At 61.0% G+C, this 23097-nt stretch carries 18 protein-coding genes and 1 pseudogene; 12 read left to right on the forward strand and 7 right to left on the reverse strand.

Features of this window, described 5'->3' with window-relative positions:
* Position 1 precedes the first annotated feature (1 nt).
* The 3 genes from AB4N82_RS18870 (at position 2) to AB4N82_RS18880 (ending at position 2172) form a co-directional block, all read left to right on the forward strand.
* Positions 2-1168 carry an MFS transporter gene (locus AB4N82_RS18870; protein ID WP_163035001.1) on the forward strand — a complete coding sequence of 389 codons (1167 nt, stop codon included), beginning with the start codon at positions 2-4 and terminating at the stop codon, positions 1166-1168.
* Positions 1165-1695, forward strand: a complete 531-nt coding sequence (locus AB4N82_RS18875; protein WP_099603053.1) for a 1,2-dihydroxy-3-keto-5-methylthiopentene dioxygenase — start codon at positions 1165-1167, stop codon at positions 1693-1695. The genes AB4N82_RS18870 and AB4N82_RS18875 overlap by 4 nt, the downstream gene beginning before the upstream one ends.
* A gap of 207 nt (positions 1696-1902) precedes the next feature.
* The gene (locus AB4N82_RS18880) at positions 1903-2172 is read left to right on the forward strand and encodes a response regulator transcription factor (protein WP_032888046.1); all 270 of its coding nucleotides are present in this window, start codon (positions 1903-1905) and stop codon (positions 2170-2172) included.
* Between the two features lie 60 nt (positions 2173-2232).
* Here the strand turns inward: AB4N82_RS18880 and AB4N82_RS18885 are convergent, their stop codons facing one another.
* The gene (locus tag AB4N82_RS18885; RefSeq protein ID WP_032888048.1) at positions 2233-2511 is read right to left on the reverse strand and encodes a DUF3509 domain-containing protein; all 279 of its coding nucleotides are present in this window, start codon (positions 2509-2511) and stop codon (positions 2233-2235) included.
* Positions 2512-2906: 395 nt separating this feature from the next.
* Here AB4N82_RS18885 and AB4N82_RS18890 point away from each other — a divergent pair, with 395 nt between their 5' ends.
* From AB4N82_RS18890 to AB4N82_RS18910, 5 genes are all read left to right on the forward strand, one after another.
* Positions 2907-4733 (forward strand): long-chain-acyl-CoA synthetase, encoded by a 1827-nt coding sequence (locus tag AB4N82_RS18890; RefSeq protein ID WP_122764608.1) that lies wholly within the window; start codon positions 2907-2909, stop codon positions 4731-4733.
* Between the two features lie 94 nt (positions 4734-4827).
* Complete coding sequence (locus tag AB4N82_RS18895) at positions 4828-5343, forward strand: ankyrin repeat domain-containing protein (protein WP_032888051.1); 516 nt, start codon at positions 4828-4830, stop codon at positions 5341-5343.
* 40 nt (positions 5344-5383) lie between these two features.
* Positions 5384-5914 (forward strand): hypothetical protein, encoded by a 531-nt coding sequence (locus AB4N82_RS18900; RefSeq protein WP_122764609.1) that lies wholly within the window; start codon positions 5384-5386, stop codon positions 5912-5914.
* Between the two features lie 67 nt (positions 5915-5981).
* Entirely contained in the window at positions 5982-6173 is a 192-nt protein-coding gene (locus AB4N82_RS18905; protein ID WP_003172956.1) for a PLDc N-terminal domain-containing protein, read from the forward strand.
* A 339-nt stretch (positions 6174-6512) separates the two neighbouring features.
* Complete coding sequence (locus AB4N82_RS18910; RefSeq protein WP_032888055.1) at positions 6513-8600, forward strand: LTA synthase family protein; 2088 nt, start codon at positions 6513-6515, stop codon at positions 8598-8600.
* A gap of 52 nt (positions 8601-8652) precedes the next feature.
* Here AB4N82_RS18910 and AB4N82_RS18915 read toward each other — a convergent pair whose 3' ends face one another.
* On the reverse strand, positions 8653-8805 hold the full coding sequence (locus AB4N82_RS18915; protein ID WP_015885095.1) for a DUF3309 family protein: 153 nt from the start codon (positions 8803-8805) through the stop codon (positions 8653-8655).
* A 330-nt stretch (positions 8806-9135) separates the two neighbouring features.
* Here AB4N82_RS18915 and AB4N82_RS18920 point away from each other — a divergent pair, with 330 nt between their 5' ends.
* Both AB4N82_RS18920 and csrA read left to right on the forward strand, forming a co-directional pair.
* Positions 9136-9951 (forward strand): SDR family oxidoreductase, encoded by an 816-nt coding sequence (locus AB4N82_RS18920; protein WP_032888057.1) that lies wholly within the window; start codon positions 9136-9138, stop codon positions 9949-9951.
* A 127-nt stretch (positions 9952-10078) separates the two neighbouring features.
* Positions 10079-10276, forward strand: a complete 198-nt coding sequence (csrA, locus tag AB4N82_RS18925) for a carbon storage regulator CsrA (protein ID WP_095185473.1) — start codon at positions 10079-10081, stop codon at positions 10274-10276.
* 7 nt (positions 10277-10283) lie between these two features.
* Here csrA and AB4N82_RS18930 read toward each other — a convergent pair whose 3' ends face one another.
* The 4 genes from AB4N82_RS18930 to AB4N82_RS18945 all read right to left on the reverse strand — a co-directional run bounded on the left by AB4N82_RS18930 (position 10284) and on the right by AB4N82_RS18945 (position 15489).
* Positions 10284-10511 carry a YheU family protein gene (locus AB4N82_RS18930; protein WP_460102567.1) on the reverse strand — a complete coding sequence of 76 codons (228 nt, stop codon included), beginning with the start codon at positions 10509-10511 and terminating at the stop codon, positions 10284-10286.
* 66 nt (positions 10512-10577) lie between these two features.
* Positions 10578-11771, reverse strand: coding sequence for an osmoprotectant NAGGN system M42 family peptidase (locus tag AB4N82_RS18935; RefSeq protein WP_032888060.1), 1194 nt, complete (start codon positions 11769-11771; stop codon positions 10578-10580).
* Between the two features lie 193 nt (positions 11772-11964).
* Positions 11965-13713, reverse strand: coding sequence for an N-acetylglutaminylglutamine synthetase (gene ngg / locus AB4N82_RS18940; RefSeq protein ID WP_122764610.1), 1749 nt, complete (start codon positions 13711-13713; stop codon positions 11965-11967).
* A gap of 3 nt (positions 13714-13716) precedes the next feature.
* On the reverse strand, positions 13717-15489 hold the full coding sequence (locus AB4N82_RS18945) for an N-acetylglutaminylglutamine amidotransferase (protein WP_032888064.1): 1773 nt from the start codon (positions 15487-15489) through the stop codon (positions 13717-13719).
* A gap of 226 nt (positions 15490-15715) precedes the next feature.
* On the opposite strand from AB4N82_RS18945, the pseudogene AB4N82_RS18950 reads away from it, so the two are divergent.
* A pseudogene (locus AB4N82_RS18950) lies at positions 15716-15946 on the forward strand (NEL-type E3 ubiquitin ligase domain-containing protein); the annotation flags it as partial.
* A 31-nt stretch (positions 15947-15977) separates the two neighbouring features.
* On the opposite strand, the gene mnmC reads toward AB4N82_RS18950, so the two are convergent.
* A complete protein-coding gene (mnmC, locus tag AB4N82_RS18955; protein ID WP_122764612.1) occupies positions 15978-17975 on the reverse strand; it encodes a bifunctional tRNA (5-methylaminomethyl-2-thiouridine)(34)-methyltransferase MnmC2/FAD-dependent 5-carboxymethylaminomethyl-2-thiouridine(34) oxidoreductase MnmC1 in 1998 nt (665 codons plus the stop codon).
* A gap of 208 nt (positions 17976-18183) precedes the next feature.
* On the opposite strand from mnmC, the gene AB4N82_RS18960 reads away from it, so the two are divergent.
* Complete coding sequence (locus AB4N82_RS18960) at positions 18184-23022, forward strand: NEL-type E3 ubiquitin ligase domain-containing protein (RefSeq protein ID WP_460102572.1); 4839 nt, start codon at positions 18184-18186, stop codon at positions 23020-23022.
* Positions 23023-23097: the final 75 nt, after the last annotated feature.

A 23097-nucleotide genomic window follows, 5' to 3' on the forward strand; every position in this document is an offset into this window, starting at 1 on the left:
GCTGGTTGTGACAGCGCTCCCTTATTGGCGCCTCTCCAGCTTCTACCTGTTCTACTTCGCCCTGCTGGGGGCGACGGCGCCGTTCCTGGCGCTGTACTTCGATCACTTGGGCTTCTCCAGCGCGCGTATCGGCGAGCTGGTGGCCATCCCCATGCTGATGCGCTGCGTGGCGCCCAACCTGTGGGGCTGGCTGGGCGACTACACCGGCCGCCGCCTGGCCATCGTGCGTTTTGGCGCAGTGTGCACCCTGGTCAGTTTTTCGCTGATTTTTGTCAGTAAGACCTATGCCTGGCTGGCTTTGGTGATGGCCCTGCATGCGTTCTTCTGGCACGCGGTGCTGCCGCAGTTTGAAGTGATCACGCTCGCGCATCTGCAAAAACAGACGTCACGCTACAGTCAGGTACGTTTGTGGGGCTCCATCGGCTTTATCCTCACCGTGGTGATCATGGGCCGGCTGTTCGACTGGCTGAGCCTGGATATCTACCCGGTGGTGGTCGTGGTGATCATGGCCGGGATTATTGGCGCCAGCCTGTGGGTGCCGAATGCGCAGCCTGCCAGCCAGGGTAATCGCCTTGCCGGTGAGGGTTTCCTCAAGCAACTGCGTAGCCCAGGCGTGTTGGCCTTTTACGCCTGTGTCGCGCTGATGCAGATGAGCCATGGGCCGTATTACACCTTTCTCACGCTCCACCTTGAGCACTTGGGCTACAGCCGTGGCGTGATCGGCATGCTGTGGGCCTTGGGAGTAGTGGCCGAAGTGCTGATGTTCCTGGCCATGAGCCGCATCCTCACGCGCTTCTCGGTACGTCGGGTGTTGATGGCCAGTTTCCTGTTGGCGGCGCTTCGCTGGTTACTGCTGGGCTCGTTTGCCGAATTTCTTTGGGTGCTGCTATTGGCGCAGGTCATGCACGCGGCTACCTTCGGCAGCTTTCATGCAGCGGCGATTGCCTTTGTGCAACGCAGCTTCGGCGATAAACAACAAGGCCAGGGCCAGGCGCTGTACGCCGCTTTGGCCGGCACCGGCGGTGCGCTGGGCGCGCTGTATTCCGGTTATAGCTGGAACCTGTTGGGGCCGACCTTCACCTTTAGTATTGCCAGCGTCGCCGCCCTGGCCGCGGCCGTTATCATGGGTCTTCGATTGCACGAACAGAACCAAGGAACCCTTCAATGAGTTATGTCGCTGTCTACCACGTCGCTTCACCGGATACGCCGAACAAGGTCTTGACCCATGCCGAAGACATCGCTGCGACCCTGGCCGAGCACGGTGTGCGGTTCGAGCGCTGGCAGCCCAGCCCGATCGAGAAGGGCGCCAGCGAGGCTGAAATGATTGCCGCCTATCAGCCGCAGATCGACGCGCTGGGCGACGTCTCGGTGGCAGTATTCAGTGTCACAAGCGACCACCCGCAGAAGGACGAGCTGCGGGCTCGTTTCCTCTCTGAGCGCCGTTACAGCGAAGATGAAGTGCGTTTTTTCATCGCTGGCCAGGGCCTTTTCAGCCTGCACATAGGCGACTACGTATATGCCGTGCGCTGTGAGAAAAACGACCTGCTGGCGATCCCGGCCGGCATGGCGCACTGGTTTGATATGGGCGAGAACCCCCACTTGGTCACACTGCACTTAGCTAAAACGGTGCAAGGGGCGGTCCCGGCATTCACCGGCGATGATATTGCCAGCCGTTTCCCAGGTTTGGATGATTGAAACCAGGCAGCTGGAATGTTCAACCCCGCCAAGTTGGAAGTTGTTGTGGGAAGAGGCTTAGTTGCTTGTAGGGTTTGGCTGTTTATCGCGGCCAATGCGCACTGAAACCATTCGTTATGTAACTCTTTGCGGCACCAGTTGTATCACCTGTCAATAGGAGGAATCCGAAGGGTGATAGGAGATCAGCCAAAAAGAAGGAGAAATGTAATGAATGGGCCAGAGGAGCCGTGTCCGCCACCGTATTTCGTGCCCAACGCGCTCAGGAGGCGCCTGAGCTTGTCCGGCAAGCCGCTGACCCCAGCGGAATTGGAGATCTTACGCTGGGCTTCCGAGGGCAAGACCGTCTGGGAAATCAGTCAGATCCGTGCGACGTCCGAGGCTACCGTCAAATTTCACCTGCGCAATATCTACGGAAAATTGGAAGTCACCAACCGTGTACAGGCGATGAACGAGGCCGCGCGCCAAGGCCTGTGCTGACCTCAACGAAAAAGGGCCGCGACGCTCAACGGCGTCGCGGCCCTTTTTTATGTGCAGTACTTAAGCCGAATGGTAAGTCGGCAGGGCAAAGCGGTTCTGGCTTTGCAGCATCGAAATTTGCGGCAGGTCACTGGCTTGTTCGGCCAGGTCGCGGCGAATGGCGCTGATCACCCAGGTAAGTTGGTCGGCAGTGTGCAACTGCTGGTAGGAGATCGAACGCTTGACCTGTTTGCCCTCACCATTGCGCAGTGTCAGCAGGATGCCGCCGTCTGGACGTGGCTGGGTGGTGACGTCGTAGTTGGAGAATACTGAAGCGAATTTATCTTGGATCAGGCTCATGTCTATCAGCTCCGTTGGCTCAATTTGGCAAGCATGGAGTGATAGGTGCAGTGATTGTGCCAGCTCTTGATTTATTAAAATATCCTTGTAAATCAATGTCTTATAAAAAATTGAGATTTTCAGATTCGTGCAAATTGCATGAAGGGCCATCATGCATCCTGCATTTTGCGTTACTTGGCGCGGCCGGATGGGCGTGCCGCTATCCATAAAGACTCCCTTTGCGGGGCTAAATTCCCTTTTTCAGTCGTTGTCTGTTGGGATACAAAACTTTTCAAATCCCGCGTGTACAGTCGAAGAAGGGCTGACGTATTTTCCTTCAATGCACTCGGCCTCCTTCTTACGGAGATATGGGTGCTTTTGGATCATACGAACAATAAGAAAAAGGATGTTCCACCATGAGCCACCCGCAGAACGACATGATCACCTGGGGCAAGCTGTTGCGTAAGGTGCCCTCCATTGTTCGTGCCCTGCCACGCGTTGTGCGTGGCATGCGTGCCGCCAATGTCACCGACCCCGCGCAGCCTTGCGGATTGGGCTGGCACTTTGAGCAAGCCACCCTGCGCAATCCGGATGGCAACGCTTTGTTGTATGGCGATCAGGTGCTCAGCTATACCGAAGCCAACCAGCGTGCCAACCGTATCGCCCATCACCTGCACGCCCAGGGCATCGGCAAGGGTGACGTGGTGGCTCTGTTTGTTGAAAATCGCCCCGAATTACTTTTGAACGTGCTCGCCGTGGCCAAGCTGGGTGGCATCTGCGCGATGCTCAACACTGCGCAAACCCAGGCGGCGCTGGTGCACAGCCTGAACCTGGTGAGCCCAGTGGCCATTATTGTCGGTGCGGAACTGGTGGCCTCCTATGAAACCGTGCGTGATCAGGTCGCGATCAAGGCTGATCGAACCTGGTTCGTCGCCGATCAGCAATCCACCGAGGTGCCCGACGGTTATATCGACCTGATGGCGGTCAGCGCCGAGTGCCCGCTGGAGAATCCGGCCAGCACCGCGCAGGTGTTCTTCAATGACCCGTGCTTCTATATCTACACCTCCGGCACCACCGGCCTGCCTAAGGCCGGGATCATGAAGCATGGCCGCTGGACCAAGACGGCCGTCAGCTTCGGCAGTATCGCCCTGGACATGGGGCCGGATGACGTCCTCTATTGCACCTTGCCGCTCTACCACGCCACCGGATTGTGCGTGTGCTGGGGCTCTGCAATTATCGGTGCGTCAGGCTTTGCCATCCGCCGCAAGTTCAGCGCCAGCCAGTTCTGGGACGATGCGCGCAGATTCAAGGCAACCACCCTCGGTTATGTCGGCGAGTTGTGCCGTTACCTGCTCGACCAGCCGCCCACTGAAAACGACTGTGATAACCGCGTCACCAAGATGGTCGGCAACGGCCTGCGCCCTGGCGTGTGGGCGCAGTTCAAGGCGCGCTACGGTGTTGAGCATATCTGCGAGCTGTACGCGGCCAGCGACGGCAATATCGGCTTTACCAACGTATTGAATTTCGACAACACCATCGGCTTTTGCCTGCAGCATTGGGCCCTGGTGGACTATGACCACGAAGGCGGCGAGCCGCTGCGCGGCAGCGATGGCTTTATGCGTAAGGTGCCCTCGGGCGGGCAGGGGCTGTTGCTGGCGAGGATCGATGAAAAATCGCCCTTCGACGGCTACACCGATCCGGAAAAAAATCGCCGGGTGGTGCTCACTGACGTGTTTGAAAAGGGCGATCGCTACTTCAATACTGGCGATCTGTTGCGCAGCATCGGCTTCGGCCATGCGCAATTTGTTGATCGCCTGGGGGACACTTACCGCTGGAAGGGTGAAAACGTCTCCACCACCGAGGTCGAGAATGTCCTGCTGCAACACCCCCAGATCGCCGAAGTGGTGGCGTATGGCGTCGAGATCGAGAACACCAACGGACGCGCGGGCATGGTCGCCATCACCCCAAGCGAGTCCCTGGCCGCGCTGGACATGCGCGAGCTGCTGCAATTCGCCCACGGCCAGTTGCCAGCCTATGCGGTGCCATTGTTCCTGCGGATCAAGGTCAAGATGGAAACCACCGGTACCTTCAAGTACCAGAAGGTCAAGCTCAAGGAGGAGGCTTTCGATCCGGACAAGGCCGGCAATGACCCGGTGTATGCCTGGCTGCCGGGTTCGGACTGCTACGTGCCGGTCACCGGGCAATTACTCGCGCAGATCCAGGGCGGTCAGTTCCGCTATTGATTGTGGCTATGGGGGCTTTTGACAAAAAAGCCATGACAGGTGGGAACTCCCTCGCGACACTGGCGCCTATTCAGTACCAGATAAGGAGCCCCACATGTCCGACCAGCCTAAACAAATGACCGAAGACGAAGCCGCCGAATTTGCCGAGCAAGTCTTCGACGTGGCCCGCCGCGGCGACGCGGCCATGCTTGCCGCGCTGTTGGCCAAAGGCTTGCCGGCCAATTTCCGCAACCACAATGGCGACACCCTGCTGATGCTCTCGGCCTACCACGGCCACGCCGAGGCGGTGAAAGTGCTCCTGGAGTTCAAGGCCGATCCACTGATCGCGAACGACAAGAACCAACTGCCGATTGCCGGCGCAGCCTTCAAAGGCAACCTGCCGGTGGTCAAGGCGCTGATCGAGGGGGGGACGCCGGTAGAAGCCGCGTCCTCAGACGGTCGCACCGCGCTGATGATGGCGGCGATGTTCAACCGCGTCGACATGGTCGACTACCTGCTTGGTCAGGGCGCCAACCCCAAGGCCACAGATGCCCAGGGCGCGACGGCGCTGGCAGCGGCCCAGACCATGGGCGCGGTGGATACGGCGGCGCAGTTGCAGAAACTGGTGTAGGCTTTGCGCCCTCAAAACCAGCCCGTTACAGGATCGCCCCATGAAAACCGCCCTCGTCGAACTTATCAGCAAAATCAGCGCCGGGGTCATGGGCGAGGACGAGGTCGCGCGCATCGCTGATGAGGCTGCCCAGGCCTACGCCGATTCTGCTGCATTTCTGGCAGCCAACCCAGACATCAACTACGACGACACCTTCCCGATTCCTTTGGGGGAGTGGGTGGTGGTCGGCAGCCTGCCAGAGACCGTGCTGTTCCAGGCCGACACCTATGGCGATCTGTTTGCGCAGATCGTCGCCTCGTTCGGTCCGGGTGTCGCGTTCAACCTCAAGCCCAAGCAACTGGCCAAGGCTGACGGCCTCACCGCGCTGAACCGCATTCAGATCCAGATGAGCGCCCTGAGCCCGGAGGATGGCGGCTATGTGCTGCTTGATTTCAGCCTGCCCTTGGATGACGAAATCCAGACCGTATTGGTGTTTGGCAACGACCTGCCTCGGGTGCTTGAGCTGTGCGCCGAAGTCGGTATCAAGGCGGAGCCGTCCCTGGAAGCGCTGAAGGTGGCGGTCCACGTCTGAAATAAAACGGAACCCCTGCCAGGGCTGACTATCCTACAAGTGCATGCCCTCACTTAGGAGCGACACCATGGGTTCCACATTTAATGGCTTGATTGGGCTGATCATCCTCGCGCTGGATATCTGGGCGATCATCAATGTGTTTAAAAGCGGCGCGAGCACTGGCGCCAAGGTGTTGTGGATCCTGTTGATCCTGCTGCTGCCGGTCCTGGGCCTGATCATCTGGGCGATTGCCGGGCCACGGGGTAACGTGCGGATTTGATCGCTTCACTCCGTCTGGAGTGGGCACAGTAAATGTGGGAGGGAGCTTCTCCCGATAGCGGTGTATCAGCCACTCATCTGGCACTGACACATCGCGATCGGGAGCCAGTCCCCTCCCACATTTCGTTTCAGGATGCCTGTGTGATTTTTGTATCGAAATATTCGCTGTACAGAATTTTCACAACCCATCCAAGACAATTCTCCGGCTTTTTCTGCCTGCTATTAAAGGCGGTGCAGCGGTGCACGTTCAGTAATTAATAGCCTTGCTGTGATTGATCGGGCACCATTCGCGCCACCGCGATATTTCGTCACTTAAACTTCCAATGGGTCCTGAAACGACATGGCAAACCCGGACGCCCTGAGTCAGCAGCGAGCTTCTAATCGCCTGCTGCAACCGACCGTCAAATCCCATCTGGCATACACGCTGCTCTGCGCACTGGTCATGATGGTGATGTTCTCCCTGCTGCGCCTGGCGCTGCTGGTGTACAACCGCGAGATGATCCTCGACACCCCGGCCTCGACCTTCCTGGAAGCGTTCGCCAACGGCCTGCGTTTTGACATACGCCTGGTGGTGTATCTGCTGATCCCGCTGCTGCTGGCACTGTTCAGCGTACGGGCCATGGCCGCGCGTGGGTTCTTCCGTTTCTGGCTGACCATTGCGTCCAGCATCGCCCTGTTCCTGGGCTTGATGGAGATGGACTTCTACCGCGAGTTCCACCAGCGCCTCAACGGCCTGGTTTTCCAGTACGTGAAGGAAGACCCGAAAACCGTGATGAGCATGCTCTGGTACGGTTTTCCGGTGGTGCGCTACCTGCTGGCCTGGGCCGTAGGCACGCTGATCCTGAGCATCGCCTTCAAAGGCGCTGATCGCGCGACGCGCCCACGCGGCCCATTCAGCGGTGGCAGTATCGGCACCCGCCAGGTCGCGCCGTGGTACAGCCGCATCGCGGTGTTCGTGGTCTGCCTGCTGATCGCTGTGGTTGCCGCCCGTGGCACTCTGCGTCAGGGCCCGCCGCTGCGCTGGGGCGACGTGTACACCACCGATTCCAACTTCGCCAACCAGTTGGGCCTCAATGGCACCTTGTCGCTGATCGCGGCGGCCAAGGCTCGGTTCGGTGAAGACCGCGCCAATATCTGGAAGGCCACTCTGGATCAGCCGTTGGCGACCCAGACCGTGCGCGACATGCTGGTATTGCCCCAAGAGAAACTGGTCGATACCGACACCGCCGCCGTGCGCCGTGACTACATGCCGCCAGCCGAGAAGACCCTGCCGATCAAGAACGTCGTGGTCATCCTGATGGAAAGCTTCGCCGGTCACTCGGTAGGCGCATTGGGTCGTCCGGGCAACATCACGCCATCCTTCGACAAACTGTCCAAGGAAGGCCTGCTGTTCGACCGCTTCTTCTCCAACGGCACTCACACCCACCAGGGTATGTTCGCCACCATGGCCTGCTTCCCGAACCTGCCAGGCTTTGAATACCTGATGCAGACACCGGAAGGCAGCCACAAGCTGTCGGGCCTGCCGCAGTTGCTCAGCGCGCGTCAGTTTGACGACGTGTATGTCTACAACGGCGACTTCGCCTGGGACAACCAGTCGGGCTTCTTCAGCAACCAGGGCATGACCAACTTCATTGGCCGCAACGACTTCGTCGACCCTGTGTTCTCTGATCCGACGTGGGGCGTGTCCGACCAGGACATGTTCAACCGTGGCCTGCAAGAGTTGAAAGCCCGCGAAGGCGGCAAGCCGTTCTACGCACTGCTGCAAACCCTGTCCAACCACACGCCGTACGCATTGCCGACGCCATTGCCGGTCGAGAAAGTCACTGACCGTGGCAGCCTCAACGAGCATTTGACGGCCATGCGTTACTCCGACTGGGCCCTGGGCCAGTTCTTTGAAAAGGCCCGCAAGGAGCCGTACTTCAAGGAAACCCTGTTTGTAATCGTGGGCGACCACGGCTTCGGCAACGAACAGCAGATCACCGAGATGGACTTGGGCCGCTTCAACGTGCCGATGCTGATGATTGCACCGGGCATGCAGGAGAAGTTCGGCGAGCGTGACCACACCGTGGGCACCCAGATCGACATCGTGCCGACCATTATGGGCCGCCTCGGTGGCGACACCCTGCACCAATGCTGGGGTCGTGATCTGCTGAATCTGCCGGAAGGCGACAAAGGCTTTGGCGTGATCAAGCCTTCGGGCAGCGACCAGACCGTGGCCTTGGTCACCGCAGACCGCATCCTTGTTCTGCCTAAGGAGATGCCACCGAAGTTGTGGGAATACGAACTGGGCGCTAACCCGACCGGTAAGGTGATTCCTGAATCGCCGGACGAGGCTGCGTTGAAGCAGAAACTTGAGTCTTTCCTGCAGACGGCCACCAAGAGCCTGTTGGATAACACCGCCGGCGTAGTTGACGGCAAGCCGGACTAACTAACCGGCAATAAAAAAGAGGCCTTTTCAGGCCTCTTTTTTTATGCGGTTTTTATATCCGGCCGAGCAACAACAACACCAGCAGGACAACCAGAACAACACCCAGGATACCCGACGGGCCATAGCCCCAGTTGCGGGAGTGCGGGAAGACTGGCAGACCACCGACCAACAGCAGGATCAGGATGATGATTAGAATGAGGCTCATGGTTTTATTTCCTTATAGGCCTTGTGCAAGGACTGATGATTTAACGTTACGACCGCAGGTTTAATTACGAACGCCTTAACAACTCCGACTCCTGCGCTTCGCATAAAATTCCGTGTTTTTTTAAAGCATTTTGCAAACACGCTTATTTCTTTTAATGCGCTCGCAGCTGCGTCGTACTAGTTGAAAAAGATTGAACTTAGTCGGTGCGCAGGCATCCGACCCGGCCCAAGGTTTGCCTGGGGCATTCATCAATCTGATGGTGCGTGGGTGCAGGAAAAACCTTCGCTACACTGCCGATCACTTCTTCTGTGAACCACAAGGCAGCTTCCTATGCAAAATCGCATGATGATCACTGGCGCCGGGTCCGGCCTGGGTCGTGAAATCGCTCTGCGCTGGGCCCGCGAGGGCTGGCAGTTGGCCTTGTCGGATGTCAGCGAGCCAGGCTTGCAGGAAACCCTCAAGCTCGTGCGCGAGGCCGGGGGCGATGGCTTTACCCAACGTTGCGACGTGCGCGACTACAGCCAGCTCACCGCGTTTGCCCAGGCGTGCGAAGTGAAGCTGGGGGGCATCGATGTGATCGTCAATAACGCTGGCGTCGCCTCGGGTGGTTTCTTTGCCGAACTGTCCCTGGAGGATTGGGACTGGCAGATTGCGATCAATCTGATGGGCGTGGTCAAAGGCTGCAAAGCGTTCCTGCCGCTGCTGGAAAAGAGCAAGGGCCGCATCATCAACATCGCCTCTATGGCGGCGCTGATGCAAGGGCCGGCCATGAGCAACTACAACGTAGCCAAGGCCGGTGTGGTGGCGCTGTCGGAAAGCCTGCTGGTGGAGCTCAAGCAGCAGGAAGTCGGCGTGCATGTGGTATGCCCGTCGTTCTTCCAGACCAACCTGCTGGACTCGTTCCGTGGGCCGACGCCGGCGATGAAGGCCCAGGTGGGCAAGTTGTTGGAGAGTTCGCCGATCTCGGCGGCGGATATTGCCGATTACATCTATCAGCGTGTCGCCGAAGGGGAATTCATGATCTTGCCCCACGAGCAGGGCCGGATGGCCTGGGCGTTGAAGCAGAAGAATCCGCAATTGCTCTACGACGAAATGACTACCATGGCCGACAAGATGCGCGCCAAGGCACAGGCTGTTAAAGGCTAATCAGGTGTTGGTCTGTCAGGCAAATTACCTACTGGTGTAGGTGTTGCCTGATTTAGCTGCGCGCCATTGTTGCATCAACCTTCTGCGCGCATGGTCGAGGTCCTGTCACTCCAAAAGGACAAACGCCATGCTGGTCTTAAGCCGCGCTGTAGGCGAAATCATCTCCATCGGTGATGAGATCACCGTGCGCATCCTGGAACTGAACGGCGACCAAGTGAAATTCGGCATTGCCGCACCAGCGGGGATCAATGTGCACCGCGCCGAGGTGCATCAGAAAATGCTCGAACGCCAAGCCACTCAACCCCAACCCGCCACCAACCCCTAGAACACCCTCAGTCGAACAGATGATTGGGCACATCGTGCTTGAGCATCAACTGGCATTGCTCGCTTTCCGGGTCGAACACGATCAGGGCCTGGCCCTTGGTCAGCGCTTGGCGCACGCGCAGCACGCGGGTTTCCAAGGGCGTGTCGTCGCCATTGTCGGTGCCGTCGCGGGTCACGAAGTCTTCGATCAGGCGGGTCAGGGTGTCGACTTCAAGAGCGTCGTAGGGAATCAGCATACAAGCCTCAGATAGAGAATCCCGGCGATGCTACTGTGCCGGGACCCGGGTTGCCAGCAGTGGCTGTTACTCGCCTGAGGACTTGTTGCCCACCAGACTGTCCACCGACGGCACGCGCGTGTCGCTCTCCATCTGCGTTTCATGCTCGATTTGATGACTGAAGCGGTCCAGTGAACCCTGGGCCGGCTGCGCGTCGCTGGCAAAGACCGGCGGGCTGAGGATGTACGCGCCGAGCAAGCGGCTCAGCGCCGCCAGGCTGTCGATATGGGTGCGCTCGTAGCCGTGGGTCGCGTCGCAACCAAACGCCAGCAGCGCTGTACGGATATCGTGGCCGGCCGTCACCGCCGAGTGTGCATCGCTGAAGTAATAACGGAACAGATCGCGGCGCACTGGCAGGTCGTTTTCCGATGCGAGGCGCAGCAGGTGACGGGACAGGTGATAGTCGTACGGCCCGCCGGAATCCTGCATCGCTACACTCACCGCATGTTCGCTGGAGTGCTGGCCGGGGGCGACCGGGGCGATGTCGATGCCGACAAACTCACTCACATCCCACGGCAGGGCTGCCGCCGCACCGCTGCCGGTTTCTTCGGTGATGGTGAACAGCGGATGGCAGTCGATCAGCAACGGCTCGCCGCTGTCGACGATGGCCTTGAGCGCGGCGAGTAGGGCGGCGACGCCCGCTTTATCGTCCAGGTGGCGTGCGCTGATATGCCCGCTCTCAGTGAACTCGGGCAGCGGGTCAAAGGCAACGTAGTCACCGACGCTGATCCCCAGGGAGTCGCAGTCGGCGCGGGTTGCGCAGTAAGCGTCCAGGCGCAGCTCTACGTGGTCCCAGCTCACCGGCATTTCATCCACGGCGGTGTTGAACGCATGCCCGGAGGCCATCAGCGGCAACACGCTGCCGCGAATCACACCGTTGTCGGTGAACAGGCTGACGCGGCTGCCTTCGGCAAAACGGCTGGACCAGCAGCCTACTGGCGCCAGGGTCAGGCGGCCGTTGTCCTTGATCGCACGCACGGCGGCGCCAATGGTGTCCAAGTGCGCCGACACAGCACGGTCGGGGCTGTTTTTCTGGCCCTTGAGGGTTGCGCGGATGGTGCCGCGGCGGGTCATTTCAAACGGGATACCCAGCTCTTCGAGGCGCTCGGCGACGTAGCGCACGATGGTGTCGGTAAAGCCGGTAGGGCTGGGAATGGCGAGCATTTCCAACAGCACTTTTTGCAGGTAGTTGAGATCCGGTTCGGGGATGGTTCGGCTCATAAAGACTCCTGATGAAATAAGGGCAACCCGTGGGGCTGTAGTGGCGAGCGGGCTTTTTGTGGTGAGCGGGCTTGACCTGCGCTGGGCTGCGAAGCAGCCCCTAGTCCAGGCAACGCGCGCTTCGAGTCAACACTCATTGGCAGGTTTTGGGGCTGGTTCGCAGCCCCGCGCGGCAAGCCCGCTCACCACAGGGTTATTGAACCGTCGGCTGGCTATGGGGAAATAACAGGTCCACAAACTTCTCTGCCGTTGGTTGCGGTTCATGGTTGGCCAAGCCGGCCCGCTCGTTGGCTTCGATAAACACGTACTCAGGTTGATCGGCGGCGGGCACCATCAGGTCCAGACCGACCATGGGAATGTCGAGGGCACGGGCGGCGCGCACGGCGGCGTCGACCAGAGTCGGGTGCAGGATCGCGGTGACGTCTTCCAAGCAACCGCCGGTGTGCAGGTTGGCGGTGCGACGCACGGCGAGGGTCTGGCCACGGGGCAGGACACTGCTGTAGTCATAACCGGCGGCGTGCAGGGTGCGTTCGGTTTCCGCATCCAGCGGGATTTTGCTCTCGCCGTCGGTCGCCGCTTGACGTCGTCGGCTCTGCGCTTCAATCAGCGCGCCGATGGAGTGCTGGCCGTCACCGGTGACTTCAGCAGGGCGGCGGATAGCGGCGGCGACCACCTCGAAACCGATCACCAGGATGCGCAAATCCAGCCCTTCATGAAAACTTTCCAGCAGCACGCGGCTGTCAAATTGGCGCGCAGCCTCGATGGCCTGCTGCACTTCTTCGATACTGTGCAGATCCACCGCCACGCCCTGGCCTTGCTCGCCATCCAGGGGCTTGACGACGATGCGCTGGTGTTCATCCAGGAATTCCAGATTGTCATCAGCACTGCCCGCTAATTGTTGCGACGGCAGCTTCAAACCGGCGGCTTTAAGCGCCTTGTGGGTCAGGCTCTTGTCCTGGCACAACGTCATGCTGATCGCGCTGGTCAGGTCGCTCAAAGACTCACGACAACGCACGCGCCGCCCGCCGTGGCTGAGGGTGAACAAACCGGCGTCGGCGTCATCCACCTGCACATCAATACCGCGCCGGTGTGCTTCTTCAACAATGATCCGCGCATAGGGATTGAACCCCGCCTGCGGGCCAGGGCCGAGGAACAGCGGCTGGTTGATGCCGTTCTTGCGTTTGATCGCAAAGGTGGTCAGCGCGCGGAACCCGAGCTTGGCATAGAGGCTCTTGGCCTGGCGGTTGTTGTGCAGCACCGACAGGTCGAGGTAACTCAGGCCCCGGCTCATAAAGTGTTCCACCAAGTGGCGTACCAACACCTCGCCCACACCGGGGCGCGTGCACTGCGGGTCGACCGCCAGGCACCACAGGCTGCAGCCGTTTTCCGGGTCGTGAAAAGCCTTTTGATGGTTGAGGCCCATCACGCTGCCGATCACTGCGCCGCTGTCTTCGTCCTCGGCCAGCCAGTACACCGGGCCGCCTTGATGGCGCGGCGTCAGGCGCTCGGCGTCAACCGGCAACATGCCACGGCACTGGTACAACTGGTTGACCGCCAACCAGTCGGCCTCGGTCTGCACGCGGCGAATACGAAAGCCGCGAAACACCCGGGTGGCGGGGCGGTAGTCAGTGAACCACAGGCGCAAAGTGTCCGAGGGATCGAGGAACAACTGCTGCGGATCAATCCCGAGGATCTGCTGCGGCGCGGCCACATACAGCGCGATGTCGCGTTCGCCGGGTTGTTCGTTGAGCAGTTCCCCCGCCAGGCTCGCCGGGTCCGGAAACGTATGGCCGATCAATAGCCGGCCCCAGCCGCAATGCACGGCAATGGGCTCGGCGGCCAGCGGGCTGCCATCTTCGGCGAGTCGGGCTTGCAGGCGCTCGTAGGTTGGCGCCTGGCCCTTCAGCAAGCGTTGGCTGTAAGCCGCTGCGTGGGGTTTCATCAATCAGATTCCTTGTTCGCTGAGCCACAGGTTCAGCGCTGCCAATTGCCACAGCTTGGAGCCGCGCAACGGGGTCAATTGGCCTTGGGGGTCGGTCAGCAAGCGGTCAAGCATGGCCGGGTTGAACAGGCCGCGATCCTGGCTCGGGTCCAGCAGCAATTCACGCACCCAGTTGAGGGTGTCGCCTTGCAGATGCTTGAGGCCGGGCACCGGGAAGTAACCTTTCTTGCGGTCGATGACTTCGCTCGGAATCACCCGGCGTGCCGCCTCTTTGAGCACTTGCTTGCCGCCGTCGGGCAACTTGAACTTGCCCGGGACGCGTGCCGACAGTTCCACCAGGCGGTAATCCAAGAACGGCGTGCGTGCTTCGAGGCCCCAGGCCATGGTCATGTTATCGACGCGTTTGACCGGGTCGTCCACCAGCATCACCGTGCTGTCCAGGCGCAAAGCCTTGTCCACCGCCGCATCGGCGCCGGGCATGGCGAAATGTTCGCGTACGAAGTCGCCGGCGGCGTCGTTGGCGGTCAGCCATTTGGGCGCGACGGTGGCGGCATAGTCGTCGTAGCTGCGGTCGAAGAACGCCTCGCGGTAGGCGGCATACGGGTCGCTGGCGCCGTCGACGTGCGGGTACCAGTGGTAACCGGCGAACAGTTCGTCGGCGCCCTGGCCGCTCTGCACCACTTTGCAATGCTTGGCCACTTCCCGCGACAGCAGGTAGAAGGCGATACAGTCGTGGCTGACCATTGGTTCACTCATGGCGCGGAAGGCGGCCGGGAGTTGATCGATGATCTCGCTTTCGGCGATGCGCAATTGGTGGTGACGGGTGCCGTAGTGCTTGGCGATCAGGTCGGAGTATTGGAACTCGTTGCCGGCCTCGCCACCGGCGTCTTCAAAACCGATGGAGAAGGTGGACAGATCCTGCACGCCGACTTCGCGCAGCAGGCCAACGAGCATGCTTGAATCCACACCGCCGGAGAGCAATACGCCGACATCCACGGCAGCACGTTGACGGATCGCCACGGCTTCGCGGGTGCTGTCGAGTACGCGGTCGGTCCAGTCTTCCAGCGTGAGGTTTTTCTCGTCCTCATGGGGACCGTATGGCAGCGTCCACCAGGTTTTCTGTTCGGTGTTGCCATTGGCGTCGATGCGCATCCAGCTCGCTGGCGGCAGTTTTTCGATGCCTGCCAGCAAGGTGCGCGGCGCCGGCACCACGGCGTGGAAGTTCAGGTAGTGATTGAGCGCTACCGGATCGAGGATCGGGTTGATATCGCCGCCCTTGAGCAGCGCCGGCAATGCTGAGGCAAAGCGCAGGCGTTGACCGGTGCGCGACAGGTACAGGGGTTTTACGCCGAGACGGTCACGGGCGATGAACAGGCGCTGGGCGTCGCGTTCCCAGATGGCGAAAGCGAACATGCCATTGAGCTTGGGCAACAGCGCTTCGCCCCAGGCGTGGTAACCCTTGAGCAGCACTTCGGTGTCACCACCGGAATAGAAGGCGTAGCCAAGGGCTTCCAGCTCTTCACGCAATTCCGGAAAGTTATAAATCGCGCCGTTGAACGCCAGAGACAGGCCCAATTGGGCGTCGACCATCGGTTGGGCGGAGCCGTCCGACAGGTCCATGATTTTCAGGCGTCGATGGCCCAGGGCAATCGGCCCTTGGGCATGGAAGCCCCACGCGTCAGGGCCGCGTGGCGCCAAGTGATGGGTGATTCGCTCCACCGCTGCCAGGTCGGCAGGTTGGTGATCGAAACGTAACTCGCCAGCTAATCCGCACATAAATTCCTTACCGGTTTTTCCGTTGGGGAGAGAAAGGTCACCGCGCACAAATGGCGGGTACCCAGAAACTGACCGGGGTGCATCGGCGGAGTTTTAGATCAATCTGTTATAAGGCAAAAGGCCGTAGGTCGCGCATCAGCCAGGCGTCTACGCAAAACCGCAGCGCAGCAAGCGGGGTTTTTATACCGCTTTTGTCCGACATCGTCGGTTTAGCGTGGGCGTGGGCATGGGCTACCTGGAAGACGACATCACCCGCCTCAACGAGCAGAAAGCCCGCCAATTGTGGCTGGACGAGCGCTTGCCGCGCGATTCGCGCAGCACCTCCACCTGGCTGGGACTCAGGGATGAACCGGGTTCGGATGGCCTGTTCAAGCTGCTATCGGAGCTGGGTGGCACGGCGGACTCCATGAATGCCCGTGAAGACATGACGCACAGGGTCCGGCGTGTGCTGCAGGCGGCCGTCGATGACACGCGCTTGCGCGCGGCGATCAGCGCGCGGGCGTGTTCACGTTGCTGCGCACCAGCGCGCGCACCGCGAAGCGATTGGGGTGACACGCCTCGGCCACGCTGCGCGGCAGTGGCAGCGGCTCGTCGTGCAGCCAGGCGGCGAGCAGCTCGCCGCATAGCGGTGCGGTAATCAACCCGCGCGAACCGTGGCCGCTGTTGACGTACAGGCCGTCGAGCCATGGGCACGGCGCCTGCGGCACGTGGCGGGCGTCCTTGCGCAGCGCGGCGTAGGTGTCGGCGAACGGCGCGCTGTCTGCCAGCGGGCCGACAATCGGCAGATAGTCGGGGCTGGTGCAGCGGAAGGCGGCGCGACCCTCAAGGTCCTCGGCCGGGAGGGCGTCGGCGTGCAGGCGCTGTACCAGGTCTGGGGAGATCTCGTGCAGCAGCGCCAGGTTGCCCGCGTGCTCGGCGGCGGTGGGCGTGAGGTCCTGGCTTTTGAAATCAAAGCTGGCGCCCAGGGTATGTTCGCCCAGGCGAGCCGGTGCCACGTAGCCTTCGGCGCACACCACGCTGCTCAGCGCTGCGCTGGCGGCGGTTTGCGGCAGGCGTGTGATCTGCCCGCGGATGCGTTTGAGTGGCAGCTCCGCACAGGCGGCAAACCGCGTGACGTCGGCGGCGCCCGCCAGCACCACCACCGGCGCGCTGGCCAGCAGGGTTTCACCGTCCCAGGCCTGCCAGTGGTCGTCGACTTTGCGCAGTTGCAGTACGTCACGATGGGTCAGCAACTCAACACCCGGTTGTGTGGCTTGCCACTGGCACAGTGCGGGCGGATGCACCCAGCCACCTTCAGGGAAAAACAGCCCGCCGGTTTGCAACGCGATGCCGGCCCGGACCTGGGCCTGATCCTTGTCCAGCAGATGCAGCAGGTCCGGAGCAAACGCCTGCGCCAATTGCGCCTGACGTTCGGCTTCCTTGGCATTGAAGGCCAGTTGCAGCACGCCGCAGCCGTCCCAATCCACCCCGCGTTGCAGCTGCTCCAACAGGCGCCGGGTGTGGCCGAAGCCGCTGACGATCATCTGCGACAACGCTGTGCCGTGGGCCGAGAGTTTGAGGTACAGCACGCCTTGCGGGTTGCCCGATGCCTCTTCGGCCAAGCCGGCGTGGCGTTCCAGCAAGCTGACCTGCCAGCCGCGCGCCGCCAGGCTGGCCGCGCTGGCGCAACCGGCGAGGCCGCCGCCGATCACCAGGGCGCGGCGCTCGCCGTTAAATGCAGGTGGTCGCGCGAACCAGGGTTTGATGGCAGCCGGCGCGGGTGTCTCCGCCGGCCAGCCAAGGAACTCGCCGCGCAGGATTTCCCACTTGTGGCCAATCCCCGGCGTGCGCTTCATCTTGAACCCGGCAGCGTTGATCAGGCGCCGCACCCAGCCGGTGCTGGTGAAGGTGCTGATGGTCGAGCCCGGCGCGGCCAGGCGTGCCAGTTCGGCAAACAGCTCGGCGGTCCACATGTCGGGGTTTTTCGCCGGGGCGAAACCGTCGAGAAACCACGCGTCGATCTGCGCATCCAGTTGCGGTAGCTGCTCCAGAGCATCACCGATCAACAGGGTCAGGGTGACGCGGCCATTGTCCAGCACCAGACGCTGGAAGCCCTGGTGGATGGCGACATACTGCGCCAGCAACTGCTCGGCCCAGGGCTTGAGTTCTGGCCACAGGGCCAGAGCACGTTGCAGGTCGGCGTGGCTCAGGGGGTACTTCTCCACGCTGACAAAGTGCAGGCGGGCGCCGGACACGGCGTGCTGATCAAACAACTGCCAGGCACACAGGAAATTCAACCCGGTACCAAAGCCGGTCTCGCCAATCACCAATCGTCCGCCCACGGGAAGCGCGGCAAAGCGCTGTTGCAGGTGGTTCTGTTCAAGGAACACATAACGGGTTTCGTCCAGGCCCGACTGATCGGAGAAGTACACGTCGTCGAAGACCCGCGAACGCGGGCGTCCCTGGTCGTCCCAGTCAAGTTGGGCATGTGGCGATACGGGGTTCATGGGCAACTCGGCAAAGGCAAGGCGGCCATTCTAGCCGATCGTGGCGGTGGCGACCGATCCGCGCTGGGCGGGGGTGGTAGCCCGCTGATACTTGCATGCAAAAAATGCCCGAATCGGTCCGGGTAACGATCAACTATCTGCGTAAATTCAAAGGCTTGCGTCGGGGTATGGTGAATGACTGATTAATGGGCAATAAGGGATATTGCAGATGCCGGACCAGGATGATTTGACCAAGACATGCACCCAATTGACACAGCGCCAGTTGCAAGCCGCGCTACTGGAAATCACCAGCGACCTGCCCAAGGCCGAGGTCCTGCAAAAGCGCCTGCCGGGCTGGATGATAAACGCCCCCAAAGGTGTACTGGAGGCACTGAAACGGGACGCGGCGCAGATTGATGAAGCCAGGGCCGCAGTCGCCGGACGCCTGCTCCCATTACGCTCCCTGGATGAGTTTTGCAGTGCGCAATTGAAGGCTTACTGCCAGAAGCACTGGCAGGTCACGATTGAACCGCAGAAGGACCTGTTCGTGCGGGCCTTCTATGAATACCAGAAAGAAGTCCTGCCGCTGGATTATGTCAGGACCATCAAGCTGGAACAGCAGACCCTGCTGCACATGGCCCTGCAGAACTTTACCGAGGACGAGACGCAAGAGGCGCATTTTCCACAGCAGTCGCGGCTGCAATTCGGCTCAGCCTCACGTGGGGTGATCCCCGTCTCCGTGCAGGCATTTGCCAAGGGCTGTCGCGACCTTGATGTAGGCGGCTTGTATCAGCAGCACATCAGTGACGTGTTCAACCTTGACGCTAGCGCGCCGGGCGATGACGCCTACCTCAATGGTGTAGCGCTCGACATCGGTTGGATGAAAACCCTGGATGTGAAAATCGACGCGCACATTGCCTGCATGCGTGGCGATATCACCCGCGAGACCTATGACCTGTTATGCACACTGCTGGATCGGAAGATGGATCCTGAGCAGGCCAGGGGCCTGTTGTTTCAAGGGCGCCAGGTTATCTGGCAGGGCTTGAATGCGCTGGATTGCTGCCTGTGGAGCGTGCTGGTGTTTTCCGGCTGGCCAATTGCCGATTACCCGCAGGAGCCCTGTGTGGTGTACATGCCCAATGAGCCGGGGCGACCGTTTTTTGAGTACCCGTCGCTCAACGATTTCAAGGTCTACCTGGACTTGAAGCTGGAAGTCAGCACCTACCGCACGTTCTTTGCGCGTTACCTGGGCGAAATAGACCGAGTCGGTTTTTTCAGCCGTTTTGACCAGCACCGTACCTTGGGCGTGTTGGAGGCCAGGGCCATCACCACTAGCCTGGCGCAGCACTTTTTTGCGACCTATGCGGGCAAACTGCAAATCGACGCCCGCACCCTGGCGGTCCCGGTGGTGGATGTCGACGAGCAGGTGCGCAAACAGCGTCTGCAGGAGTATCTGGACGCCGGGCTGACGTTGCTCAACCTTGCTGGGTTTATAGTCCCGGCATTGGGCCTGTTGATGACCAGCGTGGCGGTGGGACAGATGCTCGGCGAGGTGTACGACGGTATCGAGGACTGGCGCCGTGGCGACAAGGAGGAGGCGCTCGGACAGTTGGTGGCCGTGGCGCAGGACATCACGTCAATGGTGTTGTTCGCCGCGGGGGCCAAGGTGGTGGGCAAGGTCTTCAAGCGCACCCGACAAAGCTATGCCGGTTACTTCAAAACGTTGGAAGCGGTGCGTTCGAGGGATGGGCAGCCACGGTTGTGGCGGCCTGACATCGGACAGTATTCCCACGATCATCACCTGATCGACGACGTGGCTGCCGACGCGCAAGGCCTCTACCAGGTGGGCGCTCGCTCATACGTCAAAGTCGGCGACAACCTGCATCAGGTGACCTATGAGCCGCAGCAGGGACTGTGGCGGGCCAGCCACCGTACGCGGCAAACGGCCTATCGTCCGGTGATGCTGCACAACGGTGAGGGGGCCTGGCGTTTTTCATTCGAAGATCCCGAGGAGTGGGAAGACCAGGACTATTTGTTTTCCCGCCTGGAGCCGAGCAGTCGTCACCCCGCATTGGACTCGCGCAAGCTGCGGCTGGTTAACGACATCATCGACAAGCCCCACCGCTGGGGGTATCACCTGGCGCAGGAATGTCTGCCCTTTGCGGCGCGCTTTCGTGATCTGTATGAGCGTTTTCGGTTGGAGCAGTCGATTCGCGACCTGGTGTGGCTGTTGGAGCGCGGGGGGTACCGCAATGGGCAAAGTGCGACCGCGCAAATGCACGCGTTGCCGCTGCTGCCGGGTTGGCCCCAAGGTCGTTATTTCGAGGTGCTGAATGCTCAAGGTGGCGTCACGGCGCGTTATCCCGCCGCCGGCCCGTTTGAGGCCGCTCAGGCATTGCGCCTCAGCGAGCAGGCCGTGGGTGAAGGGCGGGTGTTTGACGTGTTGCTGTCAGGCCTGGATACGCAACAAAAGGTCGGACTGTTGGGTGAAGGCGTGTCTGCCAATGAGGAGCACGCAGCGTTGGCGCGTCAATTGCTCGCACAGTTCAAGGCTGATCGAAGACCGTTTTTTGAACAGTTGTATCAGGCCTACGACGGGCCAGTGCCCGAGGAGTGGGCGCCGCTGCGTCAGGCCTGCCCGCAACTGCCCACCCGCGTGATGCGCGAGCTGATGGCCCAGGCGTCCTCCGTTGAGCGTCAAGCCCTGCGCGACACTCAGCGGGTGCCAATGGCCCTGGCAGAAGCGGTGCGCTTGAGCGCGGAGACACAGCGCCTGGATCGTGCTTTGGCCGGTTTCGAGCAGCCGGAGTTGGCCGGTCTCGACACCCAGTGTGTGGCGGTGCGCATGCTGGCGCGCGTCGAAGGTTGGGATAGCGCGTTGCAACTGGAATTGCGCCAGGATTCGCCCACCGGGTCACTGTTGGCCCTGGGCGCGAGGGAGGGCGCGAGCGTACGTCGAGTGGTGGTCAGTTCGGCGGCGGGCTTTGCGCCGTTCGACGCCAACGGCGTCAGTATGGGGCCGACCCAGGCCGGTTCCGACGGCCTGTTCGAGGCGATTATACAAACGCTCTCGGACACCCAGCGCAGCGCCCTGGAACTCCCGCTGAACCCGAGCGAAGGTGGATGGAGGCTGCGCCGCAGGGTGGCGGCCCGCGCGCAGAGCGAGCGTGTGGTGGCGGGCGACGCGTTTTCCGACAAGGCTGGCGAGCCACTGGAACAGGAGGTCTCCTGCCGCATGGCGGACTCTCCGACCAGCCCGCTGCCGCTCGCTTCGCCTCTGGTGCGCAAGGTGCGCAAAATCTATCCGCTGTTCAGTGACGTACAGGCAGCAGAGTTGTTGCGCAGCCTGGGGACCGATGCCCTGGCCCAAGCCAAGGCCGTTGCCCGTCTGCAGGCTGACCTGGAACGCCTGCGCACGGTCCTCAAACACTGGAAGAGCAACGTCGGCGACCTGGCGGCGCAGCCGGGCATGGGGGATGTCCGCGAGAGCCGCCAGCAAGTGGCCGAGCGGATTGAAGCCTGCTGGCGCCGCCAGAGCTTTGTCCTCGACGATCAACAAGTGCCCGTGCCGGGGCTGATATTGGATGGCATGCGCGTGGGCGCATTGCCGAACCTGCCCCCCGAAATCCGCTTTGACCATGTTCGGCAACTGTCCCTGAAAAACATGCGTCTGGGCGATGATGTGGCGTATTTCCTCAAGTGCTTCAAGGGGCTGCGGCGCCTCAACCTGGACCGCAACCGCCTGAGCCGGCTCCCGGAATACCTCTCGCGGATGCCCGAACTGAACAGTTTGTCCTTGCCCCACAATCAACTGGCGCTGACGACGTATACCCAGCGAAAACTGGCTGATATGCACACGCTGCGTTTGTTGGACCTGAGCCACAACCCCATCGAGGCGCATCTGGACGTGAGTAACATGCGCGATTTGCAAACCCTGTTACTGCAGGACGCCAGGCTGGTGGACCTGCCCGTCGGGATCGCACGCCTGGCCCATCTGGAACAGGTCGACCTGCGCAGCAACTGGATCACGGTATTGCCCGACTGGTTGTTTGCGTCGACACGCAGGTACAGCCAGGCGATCAATCTGGGTGGCAACCCATTGTCATCGACGACAATGACGGCGCTGATCCGCTACCGCGATGCAGTGGGCATTGGCATGGGCTATGTGGAGGACGATCAGTCACGTTTCACCGAGTTGAAGGCCAGGCGGACCTGGCTGCCGGACGAAGTAGCGGCCGCCGATGCCGGCAAGCGGGCGATCTGGGCCAACCTGCGCGACGATCCGGAATCGGTGCCGCTGATGACGTTGTTGGCGCAACTCTCCGGCGCCGCCGACAGCCGTTACGTGCGTGAGGACATGACCCGGCGTGTCTGGGAGGTCCTGCAGGCGACCCATGACAGCGTCGAGTTGCGCGAGCAGGTGTTTCAACTGGTGGCCCATCCGGCGAACTGTGTCGATGGCGCGACAGAGATTTTCAGCCAGGTCGAAGTGCTCAAGGCCGTGGCGAACGCCACGCGCCAGGCCGGCCGTGGGCAAGGCAACTCCGGGGTGCTCCTGACCCTGGGGCGCGGCTTGTTTCGCCTCAGTGAGCTGGAAAAGATTGCGGCCACTTACGCCGCCGAACATGCCAGCGAAGACCCGCTGGAGGTCAGCCTGGCGTATCGGGTCGGTTTGGCGAAGATCCTGCAGTTGCCGGGGCAACCCAAGCACATGCGCTACGGGTCATTGGCTGACTTGACCAGCGAGAACCTGGAGCGGGCGCATGAGCAAGTCCTCATTGCCGAGCTGTCGCCGGTATTTTTGCGGTTTATTGCCCAGCTCTCGTTCTGGAAGGCCCATCTCAAACAGCAGTTTCCCGAGACGTTCAGGCGCGCTGCCGAGCCGTTTGACAGTCAACAGCAGGCGCTCTTCGAGAACAGTCAGAACCTCACCGATGGTGAATACCTGGCACAAATGGAAGGCCTGCGCGCGCCGCGCAGGCAGGCGATCAACGAGGTGATGGAGCGGCTGACCCAGCAGATGATGAAGTATCAGGACCTGGATATCTGCCATCTACCTGAAGACTAGCCGGCAGGGTTGCTGATTGATCCATGGCAAGCGCTATTCAATTGCTTGCCCGTGGTGCAGCCCAATCCGCTAGTC

It is taken from the genome of Pseudomonas sp. H1_D04 (assembly GCF_054683855.1).